Raw genomic sequence first — 22,096 nt, 5'->3', positions numbered from 1 at the left:
GGAGGCGTTAACAAGGGGCCCTTCCTTCCCTCTGGAGTTGCGATGACCGTCCTCGACATCCCCGAGCTGGCCCTGGTGGCGCTGGTCGGTGTCTCCGGCTCCGGCAAGTCGACCTTTGCCCGCCGGCATTTCGCGCCGAGCCAGGTGCTCTCCTCGGACACCTTCCGGGCGATGGTCGCCGACGACGAGAACGACCAGTCCGCCTCGGCGGAAGCCTTCGACGCGCTGCACTACGTGGCGGGCAAACGGCTGCGCGGCGGCCGACTCACCGTGGTCGACGCGACCAATCTCCAGTCGCACGCCCGGGCCGCCCTGATCCGGGTGGCCCGCGAACACGACGTGCTGCCGGTGGCGATCGTGCTGGACGTGCCGGAGGCGCTGGCCTGGGAGCGTACCGAGGCGCGGGCCGACCGCACCTTCGGCCGGCAGGTGCTGGCCCGGATGTCCCGCGACCTGCGGCGCACCTACGGTCAGCTGGCCCGGGAGGGCTTCCGCAAGGTGCACGTGCTGCGCGGCGTGGACGAGATCGAGGCCGCCGAGGTCCGCTATGAGCGGCTGTTCAACGACCGGCGCGAGTTGACCGGGCCGTTCGACATCGTCGGTGACGTGCACGGTTGCCGCGCCGAGTTGGAGTCGCTGCTGACCCGGCTGGGCTGGCAGCTGCACCGCGACGACGCGGGCCGGCCGGTGGACGCGACGCATCCGTCGGGGCGTACCGCCGTGTTCGTCGGTGACCTGGTGGACCGCGGCCCGGACTCACCCGGGGTGCTGCGCCTGGTGATGGGCATGGTCGCCGCCGGGCACGCGCTCTGCGTACCGGGGAACCACGAGCAGAAGCTGCTGCGCAAGCTGCGCGGGCGCAACGTGCGGATCGCCCACGGTCTGGCCGAGACGCTTGAGCAGTTGGACGCCGAGCCGGCCGAGTTCAGCACCGAGGTGGCCACCTTCGTCGACGGACTGGTCAGCCACTACGTGCTCGACGGCGGCCGGCTGGTGGTCGCACACGCCGGGCTGAAGGAGGAGTACCAGGGCCGGGCGTCGGGGCGGGTACGCGCGTTCGCGCTGTACGGCGAGACCACCGGCGAGACCGACGAGTACGGCCTGCCGGTGCGTTATCCGTGGGCGCGGGAGTACCGCGGCTCGGCGATGGTCGTCTACGGCCACACCCCCACTCCGGAGCCGGAGTGGGTGAACAACACCATCTGCCTCGACACCGGCTGTGTCTTCGGCGGGCGACTGACGGCGCTGCGCTACCCGGAGCGGGAGCTGGTGGCGGTGCCGGCCGAGCGCGAGTGGTACGCCCCGGTCCGACCGCTCACCGCCGCGCCGGCCCGGCCCGACGAGGTGTTGGACCTGACCGACGTGGCCGGCCGCCGGCATGTGGAGCACCCGTACGGCTCACTCACCGTGCCGGCGGAGAACGCCGCCGCCGCGCTGGAGGTGATGAGCCGCTTCGCGGTCGACCCGCGCCGGTTGGTGTGGCTTCCACCGACCATGGCGCCCTGCTCGACGTCGCAGTTGGACGGCTACCTGGAGCACCCGGCGGAGGCGTTCGCCGACTGTCGCAGCGCCGGTGTCGACCGGGTGGTCTGCGAGGAGAAGCACATGGGCTCCCGGGCCGTCGTGCTGGTCTGCCGCGAGCCGGACGGTGGCCCGTTCGGGCCGGGCGGCGGGGTCGTGCACACCCGCACGGGTCGTCCGTTCTTCGGTGACCCGCTCGACGCCGAACTGCTCGACCGGGTACGCGCCGCGGTGACCGGCGCCGGTCTCTGGGACGAGCTGGCGACCGACTGGCTGCTGCTCGACTGCGAGCTACTGCCCTGGTCGGCGAAGGCGGGCGGCCTGATCCGCGAGCAGTACGCGGGGGTCGGTGCGGCCGGGCGGGCCGCCCTGCCGGCAACCCTGGCGGCGCTGGACCAGGCGGCCGGGCGCGGGTTGGACGTGGCGACGCTGCGGGAGCGGATGACCCGCCGCCGGGACGACGTCTCCGCCTACACGACGGCGTACCGGGCGTACGTGGGGCCGACCGACGGGCTGGACGGGGTGACGCTCGCGCCGTTCGCCGTGCTGGCCGCCGCGAAGGCCAGCTACGCCGGCCGAGACCACGGCTGGCACCTGTCCCTGGCCGATCGGCTCTGCGCGGCGGATCCCGGGTTCTTCACGCCGACCCGCCGCCGAGTGGTCGACCTGTCCGACGCCGAGGCGGTGCGGGACGCCACGGACTGGTGGCTGGCGCTGACCGCCGACGGTGGTGAGGGCATGGTCGTCAAGCCGTACGCCGGACCGGCGGCCCGCAACGGGCGGGGCTCACTGCTTCAGCCGGGGATCAAGTGCCGGGGCCGGGAGTATCTGCGGATCATCTATGGTCCCGGGTACACCGAGCCGGAACAGTTGGCCGCGCTGCGTCGCCGGTCGCTGGGGCGCAAGCGGGGGTTGGCGCTGCGTGAGCACGCGCTCGGCCTGGCCGCGTTGGACGCGCTGGCCGACGGCGCGCCGCTGTGGCGTCGACACGAACTGGTCTTCGCGATCCTGGCCTGCGAATCCGAGCCGGTCGACCCGCGGCTGTGACCTGACCGGGCCGGCGCTGTGACCTGACCGGGCCGGCGGCGGACACACCGGTAGCCTCAATGGCCGTGGCGGACGCCACACGCGACTGGTCGAACGATTCACGGAACGGAATCTTCATGGCATTGGGCGAACGGGTGGGCCATGTCCTGCGCGGCGCGGCCATCGGCGTGGCCGAGGCTGTGCCGGGGGTCAGCGGCGGGACCATCGCACTGGTAACCGGCGTGTACGAACGGGTCATCGCATCCGCCGGGCATCTGGTCAACACCGTCCGGTACGCGGCCTCCGACGTGCCACGCGGGCGCGGTTGGACGCGCGCCGGGCACCAGTTTCGGCAGGTGCACTGGGAGGTGGTGATCCCGCTGCTGATCGGCATGCTGCCCGGCCTGCTGATCGCGGCGAAGGTGCTGGAGCCGCTGCTGGCCGACTATCCGGAGCAGACCAGGGGGCTCTTCCTCGGGCTGGTGCTCGCCTCGGTGCTGGTGCCGATCTCGATGGTCGGCAAGCCGTGGCGTGGGCTTGAGGTGTTCGCCTTGGTGGCCGCCGCGGTGGCCGCGTTCGCGCTGACCGGGCTGCCGCAGGCCAGCCTCGAACCGCATCCACTGGTCGTGCTGGTCGCGGCGGCGGTCGCGGTCTGCGCGCTGGTCCTGCCCGGCGTGTCCGGGTCGTTCCTGCTGTTGACCGTCGGCCTGTACGAGCCGACCATCAGCGCCGTCAACGACCGCGATTTCGGCTATCTGGCGATCTTCGCGACGGGCATGGTGATCGGCCTGGCGCTCTTCGTCAAGCTGCTGCAGTGGCTGCTCGAACAGCATCGCCGGATGACTCTGGCGGTGATGGCCGGAGTGATCCTGGGCAGCCTGCGAGCACTGTGGCCGTGGCAGTCCGAGGATCGGGCCCTGCACGCGCCGGGCGAGAGCATCCCGTCCATCGTCGCGCTGTTCCTGCTCGGCGTCGTCGTGGTCACGGCAATGATCATCGCCGAGCGTCGCCGGCTGCGCCGGGCCGCCCGGGATCTCACCGAGGAGACGTACGAGACGCCGCACGTCCGCTGACGCCCACCGCTTGGTGGCTGCCCAACTGGGCGGCCACCAAGCGGTTCCGGTTCAGCGAGCCTTTTTGGTGGCCCGCTTGCGCGGAGGGGTCAGCAGGTCGGCGATCGTAGCGATCGCGCTCGGCACCAGCCGGTAGTAGGCCCACACACCGCGCTTCTCCCGCTCCAGCAAGCCGGCTTCGGTAAGGATGCGCAGATGGTGGCTGACCGTCGGCTGAGAGAGGCCAAGCGGTGCGGTGAGGTCACACACACACGCCTCGCCCTCGGGCGCCGACTGGATCAGGCTGAGTAGCCGCAGCCGAGCGGGGTCGGCGAGGGCCTTGAGGACCCCCGCCAGCCGCTCGGCGTCGGCGCGTTCGATCGGCTCGCCGGCAAGCGGCGAGATCTGAGGCATAGTCATTTCGGCCAACGCAGTTCCCACGTATTCCATCCTTCCACCAGCAGCATCGATCCGCCTGCATATCAGCAGATACGAATCGGCAGACTTTTACGCCACAAGGCCGAGGTCAGCCAACGTATAGGCCGCCCGATACGGCACTCCGGCGGCTCGCACCGCGTCGCCGGCGCCTCGATCAACGATAACCGCCACCCCCACGACCTCGGCCCCGGCCTCGCGAAGGGCTTCGACGGCGGTCAACACACTTCCGCCGGTGGTGGAGGTGTCCTCCACCGCCAGCACTCGACGGCCTGCCACATCGGGCCCCTCGATCCGCCGTTGCAGCCCGTGCGCCTTGCCCGCCTTGCGGACCACGAACGCGTCCAACGGACGCCCGCTCGCGTGCAGCATCGCCAGGGCGATCGGATCGGCACCCAATGTCAGACCGCCCACCGCGTCGTAGGACCAGTCGACGGTCAGTTCCCGCATCACCCGACCCACCAACGGTGCCGCCTGGTGATGGAGCGTGACGCGACGCAAGTCGACGTACCAGTCAGCCTCCCGCCCGGAGGAGAGCACCACCCGGCCGTGGACCACAGCCAGGTCGGAGATGAATTTACGCAGGTCGTCGTGGTCCCCCATGGCGATAGAGCGTACTGCGCAAATCTGCGTGCCGAGTGTGCGGGCTACCTCGGTCAACCCTTCAGGGGGACCGATGAGTGGCGATGCCCGGTTACGCTACGTCGACCATCGCCCCGACTCGCTGACATCAACCGACAGTTCGTCGTGGGTACGCCGGTCAGCCGCGATCGCGGCCGATGCGTCCCCGGGTGTCGCGGGCGACCACATCCAGCAGCCGACGCGGAGCGTGCCGAAGTCCCGCCACCGCCAGCTTGTACTTCCACGACGGAACGCTGACCAGCCGGCCTTTTCCCAGGTCACGCAGAGCCTCATCGACCACAGTGGACGCGTCGAGCCACATCCACTCGGGAGTTTTCGACATGTCGATGCCGGCTCGCTGGTGGAATTCGGTCCGCGTGTATCCAGGGCAGAGCGCCATCACGCGTACGCCGAACGGGCGGGCGGACTGACCGACGGACTCGCTGAAATTGGTGACCCACGCCTTGCTGGCCGAGTACGTCGAGCCCGGCATCACCGCACCAAAACCGGCGACGGAAGAGACATTAATCACTGCCCCGCTGCGCCGTTCGGTCATCGACTGCAGCGCGACGAGGGTCAGCCGCATCACCGCGTGCACGTTGAGCCGCAACAGCCGGGCCTCGTCCTGCGGCGACGACCGAAGGAAGGGGCTGTTCAGGCTGATCCCGGCGTTGTTGACCAGCAACTCGACGGGAGGGTCGTCGGCCAGCCGCCGCTCGACCGCCGCACAGCCGTCGTCGGTGGACAGATCGGCCGCGACGGTCTCGGTCTCGACGCCGTGCCGGCCGGTCAACTCAGCGGCCTGTGCGGCCAGCCGTTCCGCGTCGCGGGCGACGAGCACCAGGTGCCACCCGTCCGCGGCCAGCCGCCTGGCGAAGGCGGCACCGATTCCAGCGGTCGCCCCCGTGATCAACGCCCATCGCTCGCTGCTCGGCTGGTCGGACGGCACGGGCTTGCTCACCTCGGCGGGTACGGGGGCGACGTCGGCGCCCCGGGCGGCGGCGGATAGGGCTGGTACGGCGGTGCCGGCGGTGGATACCCGGCGGGCGGTGGATACGACTGGTACGGCGGAGCGGGTGGCTGGTGCCCAGGTGCGGGCGCCTGCGGTGCGGGGCGGCGACGGAACCAGGCGTTGGCTCCGGGCATCGCCAGCAGCACGGCTACCACAAGGTAACCGAGCACCTGACCGACCGAAAGGGTTGCGCTGAGCGGAATCCACCACGATGGGTGGGCCTGCGGAATCAGGTTGAGCAGCTCGGCCGTAGCCCGGTCGTCACCGAAGTCCAGCGGCGTGGCGCGCTGCACGACCAGCGCGGCGACTCCGCCGCAGCCGCAGCACATGCCCAACCCGGCGACCACCCAGGTGGCCACCCTGGCCCCGGAACGTCGGGCGACGAGACCCAGCGCCAGGCCGACCAGGAGGACACCGGCGAGCACGCTCAACACCGCCGACAGCACGAACGACACCCTCAGCAGCGTTACCACCGCGTCGACGTCGGTGCCCGAGGCCGAGGTGCTGACGGCCGCCGCCCGGAAACGGGTGACGGTGCCGCCCATGACGCTCAGGCCGGCCGCCGCGTACCCGAGGGCGCCGAGCGCCATCACCGCCAGCAGCGCCACGGCCAGCACGACCACGGCCGGCCGGCGGGCCGGTGCCTGTTCGGGGTACGACACGACGAGTCCCTCCGGTAGGCGTTCGGAAGCAACCTACTCGGAGGGACCGTCGCAGTCGTGCCTAACTCACCGGCGGTCAGCCAGGGCGGTTGGTGGGCGGCTGCTCACCGGGCTGGTCCGGACCGCTGGCCGGAGGGGTCTGCCCGCTCGGCCCACCAGGCTGGCCGCCCGGGTCGCCGGCCGGTGGCTGGGAGGCCGGGTAACCCGGTTCCGGGGTGCCTGGATAACCGGGCTCGGTAGGCGTGGCACCCGGGTAACCCGGTGCCGCCGGGTAGCCGGGCTGGCCCGGGTAGGTGCCACCGGGCGCGGGCGGCTCCCACTGCGCGGTCGGCTTGCGGAAGAACTCGTTGGCCTTCGGCAGCGCCAGCAGGATCAACGCCACCAGCAGCGAGATCAGGCTGATCACGCCGAGCAGGGTGGTGACCGGCGTGACCCAGCCCGGCAGAGCCTCCTCCAGCCGACGCTGGATCTCCTCACCGCTGGGCATGTCGCCGCTGGTCCCGCCCGGCGCGCTGAAGCCGCCGGCCACCCCGCTGAGCAGGCTGAAGCCGACGCAGCAGAACAGGATGCCACCGACGATCCAGGTGGCGATCCGCGAGCCGTTCTTGCCCCGCAGGTTCACCAGACCCAGGCCGAACAGCGCGAACGCCACCACCAGCAGGAAGATGGCGGAGCCGACGCCGAGGGCGACCGTCAGGCCGGCGACGTTCTCCGCCCCTTCGACGGTGGAGCCCTCGTAGGCCTCCTCCATCACCTCACGTACGGTGCCGATGGTGGCCAGCGAGATGACCACACTGATCAGTTGGCAGATCGCAAACAGCAGCAGTAGGTAGGTGGATATCGTCACCACGCTCGGCCGGGACCGGGCCGGGGTGCTCTGAGGGTCGACCATTTCTCTCCCTTCCCTGGAACGCGCTTCACCGTATCTGCAACGGGCCATCCTGGCATGACAGGACGCCGATTGGTCGGCGCGTCACCGTCCCCTCGGGCTGTCTCGGGTGGCCGAACGGCATCCTCGGGGACGTCAGGAGCCACTCTGCGGGTGGACGGTCACGTCGCCGCGATCCAGCCGCTCCCCCCGGGCCATCTCCCAGCCCGCCTCGCCGTACGCCTCGAAGGTGAGCCGCGCCCCACCCGGTGCGCGGTAGTCGTGATAGCGCACGGTGCCGCTCGACGCGAGCCCGGTGCTGCCGGAGGCGGTGTAGCGCGCCTGGCCGGACTCGTGCCAGCTGTACCGCCGGCCGTGCAGTTCCACGATCGGGGCGCCCGGATCGACGGCGGCGTTGCGCGGCGCGGGCTCCCACAGCACCAACTCGAAGCCAGGGTCCTCCGCCACGGAGAGCCGGCGCCTGCCGTCACCGTCGTCGAAGAGGTGCTGGGCCCAGCTCCATTCGCCCTCGACCAGCCGGATCGAGCCGCGCACCGGGTAGGCGATGTCGCCGATCTCAACGATGTCGCCGACCTCTATCCGACGCGGATCACGTCGCGGGCTGCCACCGGAGCGCCGTCGCCGGCCCAGAGGTCGCCGCGAACGGTCGCGTCGCCGCCACCGCAGCACGGCAACGACCACGACCAGCCCGGCCAGGCACCCGAGCGCCACCAGGTATCCCGGTGCACCGTCCACCCGGTCACCTCCCGAGACAGGTCGCGCAGACGCTAACCATGATCCGCGCAATGCGGACGTCCCGCCATCCGACTACCGATCGCTCTCGGTCGACCCGCCGGAGACGGCATCGTGCCCGCCACCGTCGGGGGCGGTGTCGCTGCTGGCGGCGGGTTCGCCTTGGGCGGTCGGCTCGCCGGAGACGGACGCCGCACCCGGCGCACCCGAGGTGGGCGGTTGGGCGAGGGTGGGCGGCCCGGTCGGCTCCCGCGTGGCGTGCGCAGCCGGATCCGGGCAGCCTCCGTGGCCGGAAGCCGACTGACCGGGCCAGGCCGGATAGCCGGGCGGCACCGGATAGCCGGGCGGCACCGGATAGCCGGGCGGCACCGGATAGCCAGGCGGCACCGGATAGCCGGGCGGCACCGGATAGCCAGGCGGCACCGGATAGCCAGGCGGCACCGGATAGCCGGGCGGCACCGGGGCCCCGAGCGCCGGATAGCCAGGGAAGCTCGGATAGCCGGGCGGCATGGGGTAGTTGGCCAGGTAGGCGTTTGGTATGTCCCCTCCGCCAGTCGGCCGCCAAGGGTTGACCGGCTCTGCCCGTGGCACGAACCAGCGGTGGGCCGGGGGCAGCGCCAGCAGCAGCACCACCGCCGCGGTGAGCAGGAACACCAGCAACACGCCGAGGCCGGCCAGCGGAAAGAGCAACGAGTCGACCGGACCCGTCTCGCTGTAGAGCGCCTCGATGAAGCCCGACTCCTGCCAGAAGTCCTCGTCCGACGGCAGATCCTCGTCGAGGTACGGCTCTTCGGCGACCGTGAGCGCGATGCCGAACGGGATCAGGAACGCGCCGAGACAACCCTGGGCGACGCAGAGCAGCAACTGAAGGCCGCCGGCCACGAAGACCATGGTGCGCGCGGTGTTGCTGCCGCGGCGTACCCGTGGTGCCGTCAGGGCCAGCCAGAGCGCCAGCAGCAGTGCGGGCACGCCGAACACGACCGCCAGGGTGACGCCGTTCCAGCGCTCCGCGCGTACCTCGTTCGGATCGGCGTCGGGCACCCGCCGCACCGCCCGGTCGATCGCCGCGTCCCACTGGAGCGCCTCGACGATCACCAGTGCGACGAGTCCGAGCAGTAACAGGACAGCGGCGAGCTGCAACCAGAAGGCGACGGTGACGGTGCCGGGGCGGGGTGGACGGGACGGGGGCACGGCAGCCGGTGACTCGGCGGTCGCGGTCATGGCCCGGACGGTACGGTCCGGGCGCAAGTCTCGGCAGCGTCGATCGGACGGACCTGACCGGTCGGACGGATCAGGAGGCTCCGGCGAGCCGCTCGGCGGCGTACTCGCCGACCGTGGTGCTCCCCATGACGCAGCCGGTGGCCGTGCTCAGCTGCGCCGCGTCGCCGCGCAGCGCCGCCCAGGCCGCCTGCCCCTCCGCCGGGTCGAGCCGCTCCAGCAGGGTGGCGGCGTACACGCGGCCGGCCGGGGTGCCGGTCGTGAGCAGGCGGTCGAGCAGGTCTCGGACCTCGTCCGGCTGGTCGGTCAGCGCCGCCGCGATCCGCTGGTACGCCTCGGTCTCCGACAGCAGTGACCCCGCGATCCCGACCCCGCCGAACGCGAGTGTGCCGGCGTGGGCGAGTTCCGAGACCGCCCTCGCCAACTCAGATTCCTTTTTCCGTCGCATGCCGAACATGCCTCCCATCCTCACCCCGGCCGGCCGTGCCCGCTCGGTGATCAGGCGGCCGTCACCGACAGGCCGTCCTTGCCGTCGGCGAGGTCGACCCGCACCGTGTCGCCGTCGCGGATCTGGCCGGCGAGCAGTGCCCTGGCGAGCTGGTCGCCGATCGCGGACTGGACCAGGCGGCGTAGCGGGCGGGCGCCGTAGATCGGGTCGTACCCGTGCTCGGCGAGCCAGCCACGGGCGGCGTCGGTGGTCTCCAGCGACAGGCGACGATCGGCGAGCCGACGTCGCAACCGGGCCAGCTGGATGTCCACGATGGCCCGCAGATCCTCGCCGAGCAGCGCGGCGAAGACCACGATGTCGTCGAGCCGGTTGAGGAACTCCGGCTTGAAGTGCGACCGGACCGTCGCGAGGACGCCCTCACGGCGCTGCTCCTCGGCCAGCGTCAGGTCACTGATCACCGCCGAGCCGAGGTTCGAGGTGAGGATCAGGATCGCGTTGCGGAAGTCGACGGTACGACCCTGGCCGTCGGTCAGCCGGCCGTCGTCGAGCACCTGGAGCAGGATGTCGAAGACGTCCGGGTGGGCCTTCTCCACCTCGTCCAGCAAGATCACCGAGTACGGCCGGCGGCGGACCGCCTCGGTGAGCTGCCCGCCCTCCTCGTAGCCGATGTAGCCGGGCGGGGCGCCGACCAGGCGGGCCACCGAGTGCTTCTCGCCGTACTCGCTCATGTCGATGCGGACCATGGCCCGCTCGTCGTCGAAGAGGAACTCGGCGAGCGCCTTGGCCAACTCGGTCTTGCCGACCCCGGTCGGGCCGAGGAAGAGGAAGCTTCCGGTCGGGCGGTCCGGGTCGGCGACGCCGGCTCGGGCCCGGCGTACCGCGTCGGAGACCGCGGCGACCGCCTCGGCCTGACCGACCACGCGCTCGCGCAGCGACTCCTCCATCCGCAGCAACTTGACGGTCTCGCCCTCCAGCAGTCGGCCGGCGGGGATGCCGGTCCAGGAGGCGACCACGGCGGCGATGTCGTCCGCGCCGACCTCCTCCTTGAGCATCGCGCCGGCGGACTGGAGTCGGGCCAGCTCCTCCTCGGCGTTGGCCAGCTCGACCTTGAGCGCGGGAATTCGGCCGTAACGCAGCTCGGCTGCGCGTTCCAGTTCCCCGTCGCGTTCGGCCCGCTCTGCCTCGCCACCGAGCCGCTCCAACTCCTCCTTCGCGGTGGAGAGCTTGGTGATGTGGCTCTTCTCGGTCTGCCAGCGCTCGGAGAGGGCGGTGAGCTGCTCACGCTTGTCGGCCAACTCCTTGCGCAGCCGCTCCAGGCGCTCGGCGGAGGCGGCGTCCGGCTCCTTGGCCAGCGCCATCTCCTCGATCTCCAGCCGGCGGACCGCCCGCTCGATCTCGTCCACCTCGACCGGCCGCGAGTCGATCTCCATCCGGAGCCGGGACGCCGACTCGTCGACCAGGTCGATCGCCTTGTCGGGCAGGAACCGGTCGGTGATGTACCGGTCGGAGAGGGTGGCGGCGGCGACCAGGGCGGCGTCGGTGATGCGTACGCCGTGGTGCACCTCGTAGCGCTCCTTGAGGCCGCGCAGGATGCCGATGGTGTCCTCGATGGTCGGCTCGCCGACCAGCACCGGCTGGAAGCGGCGCTCCAGGGCCGGGTCCTTCTCGATGTGCTCGCGGTACTCGTCCAGCGTGGTCGCGCCGACCATGCGCAGCTCACCACGGGCCAGCATCGGCTTGAGCATGTTGCCGGCGTCCATCGAGCCCTCGCCCTTGCCGGCGCCGACCACGGTGTGCAGTTCGTCGAGGAAGGTGATGACCTGACCGTCGGAGTTCTTGATCTCCTCCAGCACGGACTTCAACCGCTCCTCGAACTGGCCTCGATACTGGGCGCCCGCCACCATCGCGCCGAGGTCCAGCGAGACCAGCTTCTTGTCGCGCAGTGACTCGGGCACGTCACCGGCGACGATCCGCTGGGCCAGGCCCTCGACGATCGCGGTCTTGCCGACGCCGGGCTCACCGATGAGTACCGGGTTGTTCTTGGTACGCCGGGAGAGCACCTGGATCACCCGACGGATCTCGGAGTCCCGGCCGATCACCGGGTCGATCTTGCCGTCCCGGGCGCTCGCGGTCAGGTCCACGCCGTACTTGGCCAGTGCCTGGTAGGTCTGCTCAGGGTCGGCGGTGGTGACCCGCCGGTCTCCGCCACGCACCTGCGGGAAGGCGGCGACCAGGCTCTCCTCGGTGGCACCGGCGGCCTTGAGCGCCCCGGAGACGGCACCGCCGACCCGGGCCAGGCCGGTGAGCAGGTGCTCGGTGGAGGTGTACTCGTCGCGCAGCGGGCGGGCGATCTGCTCGGCGGCGCCGATGGCGTTGACGAACTCGCGAGCCAGGGTCGGCTCGGCGATGCTGGAACCCCGGGCGGCGGGCAGCGCGTCGACCGCCCGTTGCGCGGCCCGGCGCAGCTCGGCGGGGTCGGCCCCGACGGCGCGCAGCAGGCCGGCAGCGGTCGAGCCCTCGGTGTCCAGCAGCGACAGCAGCAGGTGCCATGGCTCCACGGTGGCGTGCCCGCGCTGGTTCGCCAGTGCGACGGCGCCGGTGATGGATTCGCGGCTCTTGGTGGTGAGGCGTTCGGTGTTCATGGGCTCCCCTGGATCGGTGTGTCCACTGGTACCGACAGAACCAGAGTTGAGCCTATTCCACTCAACCCAATCACGTGACCTGAGTCACATCCGGTATCAGTCACCGTCCAGGTTGATCGCTACCCAGTTTCGCTCGGCGTGCTGGCCCGTGCCGAGCAGAACACCCTGCGGTGCGGCTGCGAACAACGTGCCGTCGGCCAGCACCCGCAGGGTGTGCTCGGCGGTCACCGGCCACGGCAGGTCCTGGTAGCGGCCACCGATGACGGCACCCGCACCACGAGGACTGATCACCGCCGCCGTGCTGCCACCCAGGGGTGTCACCCGCCCCGATTCCGGATGCCCCTCGGCGTACACCCTGAACCAACCGCCCCCGGCGTTGCCTCGCCACAGTGCCGGAAAGCCCGTGCGGTCGGGCCGCTCGCCGATCAGCCACTGCCCGTCGGGTCGCAGCACCACGCGCAGCACGCTCACCTCGCCGGCGTCCGGCAGCAGCTCCCCCGCATGCCAACTCCGCCCCTCGTCCCAGGACTGCACGACGGCCGGCCGGCCATCCTTGGACAGCCCGGCCGCGATCAGCGGCACGTCGAACGTCGTCCCGTCCGAATTGCTGATCAGCTCGTCACCGACCGCGACCGCGTGTGTCGCGGACAGCGGCGGCTGGGCGGGCACCGGGCGCAGCCTTCGGCCGTTCCAGCGACCCACCTCGCCCGAACCTTCGATGATCTGGAACCGCCCCTGGGTCTCCTGCCAGCTGGCCGGGGCATCCTCCCCCGGGCTGTGCCGGAAGGTCTCGCCGCCGTCGGTGGAGCTCCACCAGCCGTGCGGCTCGGCGTGGAGGGCGAGCACGTCGACGGTGGCGTACAACTGCTGGTTGTCCGCCACCGGCTTCGGATGGCGCAGCTGCTGCCAGGACCGGCCACCGTCGCGGGTCGACCAGAGCAGGGCCGGGCAGTCCGGCCCAGGCGGGCGGCCGTCGCAGGCGGCGAAGAGGGCGTAGCCGCCCTCGGCGTCGACGAATTCGACGTACGGCGGGTCGTACCGCTCCGGGACGGCGAGGCGGGTGGTGCGGGTCTCCGCCACGGGCCTCGGGGCCGGCGGTGGGGAGGCGCTGTCCGACACCGTCGGCTCAGGTGCCGGCGCGGTACGGCGGACATCCCCGATCGAACAACCTGCAAGCGCCGCCACCAGCGCAGACAGGAGCAGAGAGCGGACTCGACGCGCGGTCATTCGGCCTCCAGCACGAAAGTAGCCTGAGCGCGCCCGATCACGTGTCGCACGGACTGCACTACCGGGGATCGGCGTACGTCACGACATGATGACGGAGTCCGGCCCGCGGTTGGGGGCGGAGGCGCGGCCGACATCAGATCGTCTCGATGATCACCGCCGTCCAGGTGCGGTCGGCGAGATTGCCGACACCCAGCAGGATTTCCTCCTCGGAGACCGCGAAAAGGGTGTCATCGGGCAGCAAACGCAGGTGATGCTCGCTGGTGACCGGCCAGGGCAGATCCATGTACCAACCGCCGGCCACCACTCCGGCACCCTGCGGACTGACTATCGCCACCAGACCACCGAGCGGCACCGCCTGCCCCGACTCCGGGTGCCCCTGCGCGGATACCGGTTGCCACCCGCTGGCCTCGAGCCGCCACAGCGCCGGGAAGCTCGTCCGGTCGGGCCGCTCACCGATCAGCCAGAGTTGACCGCCCGCCAACTCCGCCCGAAGCACGCCCACCTCGCCGTCTGGCGTCGGCACCGGGGTCCGCTCCCAACTCCGCCCCTCGTCCCAGGAGATCGCGGCGTACAGTCGGCCGTCCTCACCCGCGCCCGCCGCCACCACGGGCCCCCGGTACTCGGTGCCGCCCGCGGTCACTGTCCTCCCATCGCCCTGCACGACCGTGTTCAGCGCGGGTATCGACGGTTGGGTGCGCAGCGGGCGGAGCATCGTGCCGTCCCAGCGACCCACCGTCCCCGAGTGGTCGATGACCCGAAACCTGCCCTCGGCCGCCCACCACCGCGGGGGCGCGGCAAGGCCCGGGCTGTGGTCGAAGGTCTCGCCGCCGTCGGTGGAGGTCCACCAGCCGTGCGGTTCGGCCACCAGCGCCAGCATTCCCGCGGCGGTGTACAACTGCTGGTTGTCGGCCACCGGCTTCGGATGGCGCAACTGCTGCCAGGAAAGGCCGCCATCGCGGGTGGACCAGAGCAGGGCAGGACATTCCGGACCGGGTGGCAGACCGTCACAGACGGCGAAGAGTGCGTATCCGTTCCGGACGTCGGCGAACTCGACGTACGGCCGGTCGTACTTCTTCGGGACGGCGAGACGGGTGGTACGGGTCTCCGCGACGGGCCTGGGGGACGGCGGCGGCGATATCGGGGAGGCGCTGTTCGACGGCCCCGGTGGAGTACGGCGGACGTCCCCGATCGCACAGCCGGAGAGCACCGCCAACAGGGCAGGCAGGATCAACGAGCAGGCCCGGCGGGTGGTCATGCGGCCTCCGTCGCGAGAGTAGCCTGAGCCCGTGCGAGCACGAGTCGAACAGACCGCCTTACCAGGCATCGGCGTACGTCATGACATGATGACCGAATCCGGCCGGCGTCTGGGGGTCGTCTCCCACCGCAACGGTCGCCGTGACCTGGTTCTGTACGACTCGGACGATCCGGACGGCTCCGCCGCGGACGTTCCGCTCACCGACGACGAGGCGGCGGCGCTGGCCGACATCCTCGGTGCTTCGTTGATCCTCGGGCAGCTCTCCGGGCTACGCGAACAGGCCGCCGGATTGCTCACCGAGCAGATCGCCATCCCGACCTCCTCGACCTACCTCAACCGACCGATGGGTGAGGCGAAGGTACGCACCCGCACCGGTGCCTCGATCGTGGCCATCCTGCGCGCCGGCGAGGTGATCGTCTCGCCGTCACCGACCTTCCGTTTCGCGGCGGGGGACGTGGTCGTCGTCGTCGGCAACCGGCGGGGCCTGGACGGGGTCAACGCGATCTTCGCCGGCGATTCGGCTGGCTGAGCCGCCGATGCACGACTTCACCGATCTGCTCGTCGAAGTCGGCGCACTGCTGTTCCTGCTCGGGCTGCTCGGGCGGCTCGGGCGTCGGATCGGGCTCTCCCCGATCCCGCTGTATCTACTGGCGGGTCTGGCCTTCGGGCACGGTGGCATTCTGGAGTTGAGTGCCAGCGAGGAGTTCTTCGCCGTCGGCGCCGAGATCGGCGTGATCCTGCTGCTGGTGATGCTCGGCCTGGAGTACTCGGCCGACGAACTGGTCGGCAACCTCCGGTCGGCCGCCCCAGCGGGGTTGATCGACGCGGTGCTCAACGCCCTGCCGGGTGCGGCGTTCGCGCTGCTGCTCGGCTGGGGTTGGGTGGCCGCGGTGGTGCTCGGCGGGATCACCTGGATCTCGTCCTCAGGTGTGATCGCGAAGCTCCTGGCCGACCTGGGCCGGATCGGCAACCGGGAGACCCCGGTGGTCCTCTCGGTGCTGGTGATCGAGGACCTGGCGATGGCCTTCTACCTGCCGCTGCTGACCGCGCTGCTCGCCGGCGTCGGGTTGGTCAAGGGCGGCCTCGGCCTCGGCGTCGCGCTGCTGACCGTGGTCACGGTGCTGGTGGTCGCCCTGCGCTACGGCAACCTCATCTCCCGGGCGATGTCGGTCGGCAACGCCGAGTCGCTGCTGCTCGGCGTGCTCGGTCTGACCCTGCTGGTGGCCGGGATCGCGGCGAAGCTCCAGGTGTCTGCGGCGGTCGGCGCGTTCCTGGTCGGTATCGCCCTCTCCGGGCCGGTCGCCCATCACGCCACCGAGGTACTGACTCCGCTGCGTGACCTGTTCGCCGCCGTCTTCTTCGTCTTCTTCGGGCTCGCCACCAACCCGCGACACATCCCGCCGGTGCTGCTGCCCGCGCTGCTGCTCGCGATGGTGACCATGGCGACCAAGACCCTGACCGGTTACCTGGCCGCCCGCCGGGCCGGCATCGCCGAACCCGGTCGGTGGCGGGCCGGGCTGGTCCTGACACCTCGGGGCGAGTTCTCCATCGTCATCGCCGGGCTCGCGGTGGCGGCCGGCAGCGTCACGCCGAAGTTGGCGGCGCTCGCCGCGACGTACGTGCTGATCACCGTGATCACCGGTCCGATGCTGGCCCGGTTGCCGGACTTCGCCTGGTTCCGGCGCTGGCTGCGGGCCCGGGCGGCGCTACAGCGGGCCAGGGCGGCCAAGGCGGTGGAGAATGCCTGACCGACCCCCCGGATGACTCCTCGAACCAACAGATGCCGAATTGCTTCCTACAAGGGCTACCGGTACTCACCAGTACCGCGTTAACGTTTCGCCCCAGCAGCCAGGGTTCGTGGCGGGCGGACGCCCCCGCAGCCGAGAGCGGAAGGTTGGCCGGTGAGCGTGCAGGAGTCAGCGTTCCACGGCTTTGCCAACCCCGTCGACCCGTCCCCGGCGGAGTTGCGGGCCTGGGCGTACCACCCGGATTCCGTCCCTTTGACGTCCATGCCGCCCGACTGGGACCTGCTGGTCTCCGGCGACCGGCTGGTGATGACGCTGTTCGAACTGGCGATGGACCCGCGCTGCCCGGCCCGCCGGTTCGCGCTGCACTGCCTCTACATCTACGCGGCGGACGGGATCCGGACGAACTTCCGGGCGCACCCGAAGCGACGCTTCCGCAAGCTGGTGGACCAGGCCGAGCGCAACGGCGACGAGATGATGCGCGCCTGGGCGCACAACAGCCGAGTGCTGCTGTCCCGGCCGGAGCTGTTCGTCTACCGGGAGTGGTGCGAGGGTGGGCTGGTGCGGGAGAACCGTCGACTCTGAGGTCGGATCCGGTCCCGGTCGCGCCGGGTCAGCCGGCGAACGGGCCGGGACCCCCCGTGGCTCCCGGCCCGCACGTCAACAGATCCTCAGCGGGCCGATCCGCCCCGTTGGCGACGGTGCTGGTCGCTACGCGCCCGACCGGCGCCTTGGCCGACCTGTCCGCTCCTGCTGGGGCCACCCGAGTCGCCGCGGCCACTGAACCTGCCGGCTTTGACCTGGTCGGAGAAGCGTCCGCCGGAGATCCGGTCGAATCGCTGCCGGACGTCCTCGGCCAGGTTGTCGAGCCGGTGCTCCGCCTCTTCGGCCACCTTCCTCGCTGATTCCGCCATGGCTCCCCCCGCCAGCTTGGAGTCCGGATTCAGGTGGTTGGACCTGATTTCACGAGGCTAGCGGAGCGAACCTGGCCCTCGCTCGGGTTTCCGTGAAGTGTGGGTACGGCCGCCGGGAGCGACTCGGGTCAGCGGCCGGGGCTGCGGCGGGGCCGCCAGACCACCAGGGCCGTCGAGGTCTGGTTGGTCGGGACCAGGTCACGGCCGGGAAAGCGGGCCAGCGACTCCAACTCGGCCATCCGGCGGTACGCGGCCTCCAGCTCGGCCTCCAGCTGAGCGACCCGCTGCTGCGCCTGCTCCAGCAACTGCTCCAGCCCGATGATCCGTTTGATCCCGGCGAGGTTGACTCCGTCGTCCTGGCTGAGCCGCTGCACCTCGCGCAGCAGCACCACGTCCCGGACGCTGTACCGCCGCCCACCACCGGCTGCCCGGCCGGCCTGCACCAGACCGAGCCGGTCGTACTGGCGCAGCGTCTGCGGGTGCATCCCCGCCATCCGCGCCGCAACCGAGATCATCAGCACCTTGGCCTCGTAGGCAGGGTCATCCGAGCCGAACCCGCTCATCCCGCTCACCTCCGCACCACTTCACCGATCAACCGACCCGACGCACCCGTGCGTCGAGATGTTCCCGGGCCGCCGGCGGGGTCTGCTCGGCGAATGTCTCCAGCGCCGCCCGCGCCTCGTCGGAGACCTGCGCCGGCACCACCACGTCGAGAGTGACCAGCAGGTCGCCGGCTTGGCCGTCCCGGCGGCTGACCCCCTTGCCCCGCGCCCGCAGAATCCGCCCGCTAGGCGTGCCGGGTGGCACCCGCAGCGTCACCGCACCGTCGAGAGTCGGCACCCGCAGGTCCGTGCCGAGCACCGCCTCCGTGAATGTGATCGGGACGGTCAGGGTGAGGTCGTCACCGGTGCGCCCGAACAGCTCGTCCGGCCGGACCTTCACGTGCACGAAGAGATCGCCCGCCGGACCGCCGCGCTCGCCCGGCTCGCCCCGGCCGGCCAACCGGATCCGTTGGCCGTCGGCCACCCCGCCCGGAAAGCGGACGTTGAGCGTACGGGTCTTGGTGACCCCGCCGGTGCCCTGGCACTCCGGGCACTTCTCGTCCACCACCGTGCCGACGCCCTGGCAGTTGCGGCACGGCTCGGAGAAGCTGAACGCACCCTGGTTCCGGTTGGTCACGCCGGCGCCGTGACAGACCGGGCAGGCACGCGGCTGGGTACCGGGCTTGGCGCCGTTGCCGTGGCAGGTGTCGCAGACACCGGGTGCCCGCAGCGTCAACGGCAGGGTCACGCCCCGGACGGCGTCGTTGAAGTCGAGCGCCACCTCGGTCTCGATGTCGCGCCCCCGGGCCGGGCCGGGTGCGCCCGCGCCACCCCCACCGCCCGAGAAGATCGAGCTGAACAGGTCGGAGATGCCACCGCCGGCGAAGCGGCCACCACCGGCCTGCGCGCCGCCGAACAGGTCGGAGACGTCGAACGGCACGCCGCCCGGCTGACCCGGCTGACCCGGCTGGCGAGCGCCCCGCCGGAACGCGCCCGAGCCGAACAGCGAGCGCATCTCGTCGTACTCGTGACGCTTCGCGTCGTCGCCGAGCACCGCGTACGCCTCGGAGACCGCCTTGAAGCGCTCCTCGGCCCTCGGGTCACCGGGATTGTGGTCCGGGTGCGATTCGCGGGCCAGCTTCCGATACGCCTTCTTGATCTCGTCACTGGGAGTGGTCTTCGCCACCCCCAGGACCGCGTAGTAGTCCTTCTCGATCCAGTCCTTGGAACTCACCCGTGCACCTCCTCCCCGCCTCGGGCCCGAGCCGCCCCGCCCGCCGGATGTCGGCGAGCGGGGCGGCCAGGTCACCGTCGCGCACTATTCCGGTTCGGCCACCGCGACCATCGCGGGCCGCAGCAGTCGCTCACCGATCTGGTAACCCCGACGCATCACCTGCACGCAGGTCGGCTCGGTGACGTCGGCCGAGGTCTGATGGGCCACCGCCTCGTGCCGTGTCGGGTCGAACGGGTCACCCTGCACGCCGAACGGGGTCAACCCGAACTTGCCCAGCGTGGTGGTCAGCTGCTCGGCCACCGATCCGAACGGGCCGACGAGATCGCCGTGCTCCCGGGCCCGGTCGAGGTCGTCCAGGATGGGCAGCAGGGCGGCGAGCACGGAACCGGTCGCCTGCTCGGTGACCAGGCCACGGTCCCGCTCGACCCGCTTGCGGTAGTTGGCGTACTCGGCCGACACCCGCTGCACGTCCCGGGTCCGCTCTTCCAGTTCGGCGCGGAGCGCGGCCAGCTCGGCACCGGCCGTCTCCGACGGCTCACCGACGGGCTGCGCCGGAGAGTCCACCACCGGCGCTCCCTCGCTGGCCGACGATTCGCTCAGCGCGCTGGTCTCGACCTCGATCGAGTCGACCACGACCTCGGCGTCCTCGACCAGGCCCTCCGCCGGCACGTTCGGCCCGGCGTCGGCGGCGGTACCCTCGGGCTCGCTGATCTGGCTGATCTTGCGATTGTTGCGGATGACGACCCGCGGCGCATCGCCGGTGGCCGGCTCGGACGCCGAGCCACCCGGCGCCGACCCGGTGCGACCCGGGTCGGCGGCTCGTGGCTTCTCCGTCATACGACTACCTCATCCCTCTGCCCGTGAGCTCGGATCACCCGGACCGTCACTTCTTGTCCTCGTCCACGATCTCCGCGTCGACCACGTCGTCCGCGCCGGACCGCGCGCCGCCGGCCGCACCGGGACCGGCCGCACCGGCAGCACCGGCGCCGGTCGCACCAGCACCGGCCGCAGCGTCCGGCTGGGTCTGCTCGGCCTGCTGGGCGTAGAGCAGCGAGCCCGCCTCCTGCGAAACCTGCGCGAGCTTCTCGTGCGCCGACTTGATCTTTTCGATGTCACTGCCACCCAGCGCACCACGCAGCTCGCCGAGGGCCTCGTTGAGCTTGTCGCGGTTCTCCGCCGGGAGCTTGTCACCGTTCTCGGCGAGGAACTTCTCGGTCTGCCACTGCAGGGCCTCGGCCACGTTGCGGCTCTCGGCCTCGTCGCGGCGACGCTTGTCCTCCTCCGCGTGCTCCTCGGCGTCCCGGCGCATCCGCTCGATGTCATCCTTCGGCAGCGAGGAGCCACCGGTGATGGTCATCTTCTGTTCCTTGCCGGTGCCCAGATCCTTGGCGTGCACGTTGACGATGCCGTTGGCGTCGATGTCGAAGGTGACCTCGATCTGCGGCACACCACGCGGGGCCGGCGGCAGGCCGGTCAGCTCGAAGGTGCCGAGCTTCTTGTTGTACGCGGCGATCTCGCGCTCACCCTGGAAGACCTGGATCAGCACCGACGGCTGGTTGTCGTCGGCGGTGGTGAACACCTCGGAACGCTTGGTCGGGATGGTGGTGTTGCGCTCGATCAGCTTGGTGAAGATGCCGCCCTTGGTCTCGATGCCGAGGCTCAGCGGGGTGACGTCGAGCAGCAGGACGTCCTTGACCTCGCCCTTGAGCACACCGGCCTGCAGGGCGGCACCGACCGCGACGACCTCGTCCGGGTTGACGCCCTTGTTGGGCTCGCGCCCGGTGAGCTGCTTGACCAGGTCGGTCACGGCCGGCATCCGGGTCGAACCGCCGACCAGGATCACGTGCTCGACGTCGGCGACCTTGATGCCCGCGTCCTTCACGGCCTGCTCGAACGGGCCCTTGCAGCGGTCCAGCAGGTCCTGCGTCATCCGCTGGAACTCGGCCCGGCTCAGCGTCACGTCCAGGTGCAGCGGCCCGGCCGCACCGGCGGTGATGTACGGCAGGTTGATGTTGGAGGTAGTGGCCGCGGACAGCTCGATCTTGGCCTTCTCGGCCGCTTCCTTGAGCCGCTGCATCGCCATCTTGTCCTGCGCCAGATCGATGCCGTGCTCGCCGCGGAAGGTCTTCACCAGGTGGTCGATGATCCGCTGGTCCCAGTCGTCGCCACCGAGCAGGTTGTCGCCGCTGGTCGACTTCACCTCGATGACGCCCTCGGCCAGCTCCAGCAGCGACACGTCGAAGGTGCCGCCACCGAGGTCGAAGACCAGGACGGTCTGCTCCTTGGAGCCCTTGTCCAGCCCGTACGCCAGGGCGGCCGCGGTCGGCTCGTTGACGATCCGCAGGACGTTGAAGCCGGCGATCTCACCGGCCTCCTTGGTGGCCTGGCGCTGGCCGTCGTTGAAGTAGGCCGGGACGGTGATCACCGCGTCGGTGATCTGCTCGCCCAGGTAGGCCTCCGCGTCCCGCTTGAGCTTCATCAGCGTACGAGCCGAGATCTCCTGCGGGGTGTACTTCTTGCCGTCGATGTCGACGGACCAGTTGGTGCCGATCTCCCGCTTGACCGAGCGGATCGTCCGGTCCGGGTTCGTCACCGCCTGACGCTTGGCCACCTCGCCGACGAGCACCTCGCCGTTGCGGGCGAACGCGACGATCGACGGGGTCGTCCGCGAGCCCTCTGCGTTGGCGATGACGGTAGGCTCACCGCCCTCCAGAACGCTGACGCAGGAGTTCGTCGTGCCGAGGTCGATACCGACCGCACGTGCCATCTTCGCTTCCTCGCTTCGTAACGTTGAGCAGGTGACAGGCTGCCCTGTCGCCCTGGCCGGCGGGCGCCGCCCGCAGCGACCCCACCTCAAGTTGAGTGAACTTGACTCAATAGTGCCACGCCGCCGGCGATCGTCAAGTCAGGGTTGAGTCAGA

At 70.9% G+C, this 22,096-nt stretch carries 21 protein-coding genes and 1 pseudogene; 6 read left to right on the top strand and 16 right to left on the bottom strand.

Going from position 1 to position 22,096, the window contains the following annotated elements; genetic code table 11:
• Window positions 1-42: 42 nt before the first annotated feature.
• Window positions 43-2,568: a polynucleotide kinase-phosphatase gene (locus BMY89_RS19630; protein WP_092381457.1), complete on the top strand. Its 2,526-nt coding sequence runs from the start codon at window positions 43-45 to the stop codon at window positions 2,566-2,568.
• Window positions 2,569-2,684: 116 nt separating this feature from the next.
• Window positions 2,685-3,620 (top strand): DUF368 domain-containing protein, encoded by a 936-nt coding sequence (locus BMY89_RS19625; RefSeq protein WP_175510390.1) that lies wholly within the window; start codon window positions 2,685-2,687, stop codon window positions 3,618-3,620.
• Between the two features lie 51 nt (window positions 3,621-3,671).
• Here BMY89_RS19625 and BMY89_RS19620 read toward each other — a convergent pair whose 3' ends face one another.
• The 10 genes from BMY89_RS19620 to BMY89_RS19575 all read right to left on the bottom strand — a co-directional run bounded on the left by BMY89_RS19620 (window position 3,672) and on the right by BMY89_RS19575 (window position 13,338).
• A complete protein-coding gene (locus BMY89_RS19620) occupies window positions 3,672-4,049 on the bottom strand; it encodes an ArsR/SmtB family transcription factor (protein WP_007454255.1) in 378 nt (125 codons plus the stop codon).
• A 57-nt stretch (window positions 4,050-4,106) separates the two neighbouring features.
• Window positions 4,107-4,637, bottom strand: coding sequence for an orotate phosphoribosyltransferase (gene pyrE, locus BMY89_RS19615; protein WP_092381456.1), 531 nt, complete (start codon window positions 4,635-4,637; stop codon window positions 4,107-4,109).
• Window positions 4,638-4,794: 157 nt separating this feature from the next.
• Complete coding sequence (locus tag BMY89_RS19610) at window positions 4,795-5,604, bottom strand: SDR family NAD(P)-dependent oxidoreductase (RefSeq protein ID WP_092381554.1); 810 nt, start codon at window positions 5,602-5,604, stop codon at window positions 4,795-4,797.
• An 8-nt stretch (window positions 5,605-5,612) separates the two neighbouring features.
• Entirely contained in the window at window positions 5,613-6,329 is a 717-nt protein-coding gene (locus BMY89_RS19605; protein ID WP_092381455.1) for a hypothetical protein, read from the bottom strand.
• A gap of 76 nt (window positions 6,330-6,405) precedes the next feature.
• Window positions 6,406-7,221, bottom strand: a complete 816-nt coding sequence (locus BMY89_RS19600; protein ID WP_092381454.1) for a hypothetical protein — start codon at window positions 7,219-7,221, stop codon at window positions 6,406-6,408.
• A 132-nt stretch (window positions 7,222-7,353) separates the two neighbouring features.
• Window positions 7,354-7,953: a DUF4178 domain-containing protein gene (locus tag BMY89_RS19595; protein WP_092381453.1), complete on the bottom strand. Its 600-nt coding sequence runs from the start codon at window positions 7,951-7,953 to the stop codon at window positions 7,354-7,356.
• A 72-nt stretch (window positions 7,954-8,025) separates the two neighbouring features.
• Entirely contained in the window at window positions 8,026-9,171 is a 1,146-nt protein-coding gene (locus BMY89_RS31020; protein WP_139217974.1) for a hypothetical protein, read from the bottom strand.
• Between the two features lie 70 nt (window positions 9,172-9,241).
• On the bottom strand, window positions 9,242-9,592 hold the full coding sequence (locus BMY89_RS19585; RefSeq protein WP_232521428.1) for a hypothetical protein: 351 nt from the start codon (window positions 9,590-9,592) through the stop codon (window positions 9,242-9,244).
• Window positions 9,593-9,666: 74 nt separating this feature from the next.
• Window positions 9,667-12,258 carry an ATP-dependent chaperone ClpB gene (gene clpB / locus BMY89_RS19580; protein ID WP_092381450.1) on the bottom strand — a complete coding sequence of 864 codons (2,592 nt, stop codon included), beginning with the start codon at window positions 12,256-12,258 and terminating at the stop codon, window positions 9,667-9,669.
• Window positions 12,259-12,354: 96 nt separating this feature from the next.
• Complete coding sequence (locus tag BMY89_RS19575) at window positions 12,355-13,338, bottom strand: beta propeller repeat protein (RefSeq protein WP_092381449.1); 984 nt, start codon at window positions 13,336-13,338, stop codon at window positions 12,355-12,357.
• A gap of 181 nt (window positions 13,339-13,519) precedes the next feature.
• On the opposite strand from BMY89_RS19575, the pseudogene BMY89_RS31480 reads away from it, so the two are divergent.
• A pseudogene (locus BMY89_RS31480) lies at window positions 13,520-13,600 on the top strand (potassium transporter TrkA); the annotation flags it as partial.
• Window positions 13,601-13,618: 18 nt separating this feature from the next.
• Here the strand turns inward: BMY89_RS31480 and BMY89_RS19570 are convergent.
• A complete protein-coding gene (locus BMY89_RS19570) occupies window positions 13,619-14,740 on the bottom strand; it encodes a hypothetical protein (protein WP_092381448.1) in 1,122 nt (373 codons plus the stop codon).
• A 31-nt stretch (window positions 14,741-14,771) separates the two neighbouring features.
• Between BMY89_RS19570 and BMY89_RS19565 the strand changes: the two genes are divergently transcribed.
• The 3 genes from BMY89_RS19565 to BMY89_RS19555 all read left to right on the top strand — a co-directional run bounded on the left by BMY89_RS19565 (window position 14,772) and on the right by BMY89_RS19555 (window position 17,070).
• Window positions 14,772-15,269: a cation:proton antiporter regulatory subunit gene (locus BMY89_RS19565; protein WP_092381447.1), complete on the top strand. Its 498-nt coding sequence runs from the start codon at window positions 14,772-14,774 to the stop codon at window positions 15,267-15,269.
• 7 nt (window positions 15,270-15,276) lie between these two features.
• Complete coding sequence (locus BMY89_RS19560; RefSeq protein ID WP_092381446.1) at window positions 15,277-16,488, top strand: cation:proton antiporter; 1,212 nt, start codon at window positions 15,277-15,279, stop codon at window positions 16,486-16,488.
• A 153-nt stretch (window positions 16,489-16,641) separates the two neighbouring features.
• Window positions 16,642-17,070: a hypothetical protein gene (locus BMY89_RS19555; protein WP_092381445.1), complete on the top strand. Its 429-nt coding sequence runs from the start codon at window positions 16,642-16,644 to the stop codon at window positions 17,068-17,070.
• 86 nt (window positions 17,071-17,156) lie between these two features.
• Here the strand turns inward: BMY89_RS19555 and BMY89_RS19550 are convergent, their stop codons facing one another.
• From BMY89_RS19550 to dnaK, 5 genes are all read right to left on the bottom strand, one after another.
• Window positions 17,157-17,399, bottom strand: a complete 243-nt coding sequence (locus tag BMY89_RS19550) for a hypothetical protein (protein WP_092381444.1) — start codon at window positions 17,397-17,399, stop codon at window positions 17,157-17,159.
• Between the two features lie 128 nt (window positions 17,400-17,527).
• On the bottom strand, window positions 17,528-17,962 hold the full coding sequence (locus BMY89_RS19545) for a heat shock protein transcriptional repressor HspR (protein ID WP_092381443.1): 435 nt from the start codon (window positions 17,960-17,962) through the stop codon (window positions 17,528-17,530).
• A gap of 28 nt (window positions 17,963-17,990) precedes the next feature.
• The gene (gene dnaJ, locus BMY89_RS19540) at window positions 17,991-19,175 is read right to left on the bottom strand and encodes a molecular chaperone DnaJ (RefSeq protein WP_092381442.1); all 1,185 of its coding nucleotides are present in this window, start codon (window positions 19,173-19,175) and stop codon (window positions 17,991-17,993) included.
• Window positions 19,176-19,259: 84 nt separating this feature from the next.
• A complete protein-coding gene (grpE, locus tag BMY89_RS19535; protein WP_092381441.1) occupies window positions 19,260-20,012 on the bottom strand; it encodes a nucleotide exchange factor GrpE in 753 nt (250 codons plus the stop codon).
• Between the two features lie 46 nt (window positions 20,013-20,058).
• Window positions 20,059-21,942, bottom strand: a complete 1,884-nt coding sequence (gene dnaK / locus BMY89_RS19530; protein ID WP_092381440.1) for a molecular chaperone DnaK — start codon at window positions 21,940-21,942, stop codon at window positions 20,059-20,061.
• Between the last annotated feature and the right edge of the window lie 154 nt (window positions 21,943-22,096).

Origin of the sequence: Micromonospora phaseoli, assembly GCF_900109115.1 — a bacterium.
In the GTDB taxonomy this organism is placed as follows: Bacteria; Actinomycetota; Actinomycetes; order Mycobacteriales; family Micromonosporaceae; genus Micromonospora; species Micromonospora phaseoli.
The sequence above is the reverse complement of the archived record's forward strand: the minus strand, read 5'-3'. Positions and strand labels throughout refer to the sequence as shown.